Annotated in this window: 2 protein-coding genes; both read right to left on the bottom strand. The window is 61.2% G+C overall.

Features of this window, described 5'->3' with window-relative positions; all coding sequences use genetic code 11:
- Positions 1 to 295: 295 nt before the first annotated feature.
- Positions 296 to 3,325, bottom strand: coding sequence for a Tn3-like element ISPsy42 family transposase (locus tag ALO64_RS11170; protein ID WP_054991717.1), 3,030 nt, complete (start codon positions 3,323 to 3,325; stop codon positions 296 to 298).
- 28 nt (positions 3,326 to 3,353) lie between these two features.
- Positions 3,354 to 4,030: recombinase family protein (locus ALO64_RS11165; RefSeq protein WP_456238962.1), on the bottom strand; the 677-nt coding region annotated here is incomplete at its 5' end.

Genomic DNA, 4,030 nt, shown 5'->3' with positions numbered 1-4,030 from the left:
TCCAGGCGAAAAAGGGTATCTGTAACGACCTGCAATCGAAATGGCCCCGACCTGCAATCATCGCGTTTCTCGACCGGGATTGATTGCGTCTATCCGAGCCAGCAAACCGGGATTATTTGCGAATGAACCTGCATTCATCCGGTTAGACCTGCAATCGACCGTCATGAACCGGAATTATTTGCAAGTGATTGCTCGCCGTTGATGTCTCAGATAAGTACACCCTTGTGAGACGTATGGCCGAGACGCTTTTTGCGTCTCAATAGGGGGTTGTAAGCCGGAACCGCCGAAATTTCCGTCATCCCAGCTCCAGTTCGGCCACGAGCGCGTCTAGGTCGAGCATCTTGCCGTCGCTCTGGAAGGTGTAATGCCCGTTCAGCAGGATGTGCCGCCAGGCTGCCGGTGACATCTGGGTGATGAGCGCCAGCGCGTTGGCGTTGCCGCTCGCCTCATACTTCGTCAGCAGCCGCGACAGGATGGCCGAGTTGTAGTAAATGACCGCGTTGGCGATCAGGCGCGCACACTGGTTGCTGATTTCGATCTCGATGTCGGTGCGTCCGGTCAGTTCCTTCTTGCCACCGACCTGGGCAACGGTTGAGCGTAGCTGGTGGTAAGACTCGATGCGGTTCTGGGAGCGGTGCACGTTGCGCTCCAGTTGAGGGTCGCGCAGGTAGCGCAGCGTGTAGATGCTGCGGACGAGCTTGTCGAACTCGAATATCGCGCGCCGCGTCGGGTTTTGCGCGGTATAGGTGCACAGCTTGCGGATCAGCGTGCCCTGCGTCATCTCCTTCAGCCCGAGCGTGGCGACGATCCGGTCGATGTTTGGCTTTTCGTCGATGATGAGATCGCGGTCGATTTTCCCGATCGGTCGGATCAGGCAGTTCTCGTATTGTGCAAGATCGTCGGCGCAGTACAGTTCCTTCAACTGGTCGTCGAGGTTGGCGAAGCGTGGCTCGAAGCGCGGACCGAACCAGTGCAGGATGGCGAAGTTGGCCTTGTTGACGCTATGCATGTCGCCGGTGATCGCGGTTGGTACGATATCCGACGTGTTGCGATACCAGATGTCGAATACGTGATGGGCCTTGTAGTCGTGCGCGCCGATCAGGTAGCCGTTGAGCGGCACGTGGTTGCACAGCAGCGTGTAGGCGACCACGCCTTTCCCGCGCCCGAAGTATTTACGCGAGTAGCGCGCTTTCACTGTCGACCGCTCGACGCCGAATTTCTGGCCATCGACAGCACCGTACAGCGTATTGAGATCGAACGAGTAATACGGGAAAATCGGTAATTGCGCGATGGCGTTGCTGATGCAGTCGTTGGCCGCGTGCAGCGTTGCGTGGCGCAGGTACTGTTGGTAGGCGCTCTCCAGCACGTGGTACGGGATGTCGCTGGTACGCGCCATGACCTGGTTACCGTGGTTCATCGCCTGCGCGATGATGACCGCCATCAGGCTGTCGGCGTCGGCGACCTTCTTCGCATAACGCGGCTGCAAGGGCGTCAGCGCCGACAGGAACTGGCACTGGCCGTCGACGAAGCGGAAAACGTCGGCCACGTCGCAGAACGGCAGTTGTTCGTAGAACGCTTTCTCGCGGGCCTTCTGGTTTTCGCCCTTGGGCTTGCGCCAGATCAGTTTATGCGTGGCTTTGTCGTATTCCAGGTGCGTCAGCTTGCCTTGTTTAAGCTCGCGGTTGAGGGCCAGCCACTGCAAGTGAAGTTCGGCCGCCAGCGCATCAAGTTGGGCATCGACCGGCTGCCGCAGGAAGGGGATGTCCATCTTCGCAAGCGCGTCGGCCTTTTCCTCCACCGAAACCAGCTCGTCGGAGAAATGACGGTGTTGCAAACTGTCGTCTAGGTAGAGTTCGCCCGACTGGAAGCGTTTCCTGACCTGGCGGTACAGCCAGAATTCGTAGCGATCAGCGTGCAGGCCCGTTGACTTGCCGTCGGCATCGAAGGTCAGCAGGTACGGCCGCAAGCGTTTCGGTAGCGTGGCCGCTGGACATTCAGCGAGCGGCCGTTGCGATAGGCGCTGCTGTTTGGCGAACACGCCCTTGGCCCAGGCCAGCGCCACCAGCCACGGGCTGTCCGGGTTGGTTGCGGCGAGGTCGAGCGCGACGTACAGCGGTCGAAGATGCCGACGGATACGCTCGGCCAGGCCGTCCACCGCCTGCCAGTGCAAAGCCAGTTTGCTCACCGGCTTGGCGCTCATGCGCTGTGCCGTGGTTAGCAGCGCATCGCGAGGCATGATCTTGTAGGCGCGCTGGCGCACATCGCCGAACGGCGTGGGATCGGGCACGCTGTCGTCGATGTAAAGCGACAGCAGGCGGCCGACCTGCGGCGTGTCTTGCTGACGGCGCACCTGCTCGGCAACGAAGGACTGCTTTGCGCCCGCACTGCTCTGGTCCTCCAACTGCTTCATGTGGTAGGCCATCGCATCGACCAGGTTGTCGGAGAGCTGTCGGTAGCGCACCCAGGCATAGCACAGCAGATAGAGGTGGCTCTGATCGGCCTTCAGATTGCGAAGGTCGTGGACGGTGTAGAAGTTCGCCAGGCTCGCGTAGTACAGCAGGTTTTGCTGCGAGACGCCGAGCTTGGGCAGCAGCGCTTTGGCAATGCTATGCAGCGGTTCCAGCGTGGCGCGTTTTTCCCGTTCGCGGGCCATCTGACGCCAGCCGAAATCCTTGGCGTCCTGCTTGAGCGCCGCCAGTTGCGACAGGGTGTCATCGCGCACCAGGAGCTGGGCCATCGCGGCCCTGGCCGGATCGTCCAATACTTCCGCGAGCAGCCCGCCCAGCCGCCGGCGTTCGGCGGACAGGGCTTCGCTGACCAGCTCTTGCAAGGTGGTGTAGCCTGGCCGAATGATCTTGTGCTCGTTGAGCCAGACGATCAGCTCGGTGGCGATGAACCCCGGAATTACATCGCGGCGCACGATCAGCGCGGCCTGCTGCGCGAGCTGTGGCAGGAAGCTGGCTACCCACGGAAGATAGCAAAACAGCTCGGCGATCCGTTCGCGTTGGGTGTAGTGCTCGTGCTTGGTGACCGCCTTGCACTTGAACGGCTCGTCAGTGAAATAGCGTCTCAGCACGAAGGCGCAATCTTCCTCGACCTCGTTCCAGTCGAAGCGGAAGAACGCTTGCTTGGCCTTGAAGTAGCCGATCTGCAAGACGCAATAGACTTGGGCAGGCATGCCGGGCCGGCTGCTGGCGAGCGCCAGTTCAGCATCGGTCAAGGCCAGATATTCCAGCCGCTGGGTGTCGTCGAAATCCGGCAGGCCGTACAAGGCTTCCTGCTCGGCGTCCGACAGAATGGTCAATCGTTCGCTCTTGGCCGCCATTACAGTGCCGCTGCGCGTGAGGCGGTTGTCATTTTTGGAGATCTCGTGCGCTGGTGGATTGCAGAGCTGCATACAAGGCTGTTTTACTCACCTTGAGCCGTGTAGCGGCCTCCCGGACATTTAGCCCGTTGGCGATGTGTTTACGTGCCTGCTGCAACTTGTCGGCGGTGATGACTGGTTTGCGTCCGCCCTTGCGCCCGCGAGCGGCGGCGGCACTCAACCCGGCCTTGGTGCGCTCGCGAATCAGGTCGCGCTCGAACTGGCCCAGCGCGCCGAACACGTGGAAGATGAGCCGCCCGCCCGGCGTGGTGGTGTCGATGGCTTCCGTCAGCGAACGAAAGCCGACGCCTCGCGCTTCCAGCGCGCCTATCGTTTCGATCAGGTGCGGCATGGAGCGCCCAAGCCGGTCCAGCCGCCAGACGGCCAGCACGTCGCCGTTGCGCAGGTAGGCCAGCGCATCAGCCAAACCGGGGCGGTCAGCCTTGGCCCCGGAAGCCGTGTCCTCGAAAACGCGCTCGCAGCCTGCTTTGCGCAGCGCATCCGTCTGCAAAGCGGTGTCCTGTTCCGCCGTTGATACCCGCGCATAGCCGATCAGTGCCATTTGCCACCCATCTTGTCCGCCATTCCGTCCGTCTATCTTACTGTCCGACAACCCGTTGCACAAGCAGTTTTCAGGACAGCGCCCGGCACGGCCGACTAACGATC

It is taken from the genome of Pseudomonas meliae (genome assembly GCF_001400515.1).
Classification (GTDB): domain Bacteria; phylum Pseudomonadota; class Gammaproteobacteria; order Pseudomonadales; family Pseudomonadaceae; genus Aquipseudomonas; species Aquipseudomonas amygdali.
The sequence above is the reverse complement of the archived record's forward strand: the minus strand, read 5'-3'. Positions and strand labels throughout refer to the sequence as shown.

Excerpts from the sequence above, each read along its gene's own strand:
- ALO64_RS11170 (WP_054991717.1), bottom strand. The coding sequence starts at position 3,325 with ATGGCGGCCAAGAGCGAACGATTGACCATTCTGTCGGACGCCGAGCAG.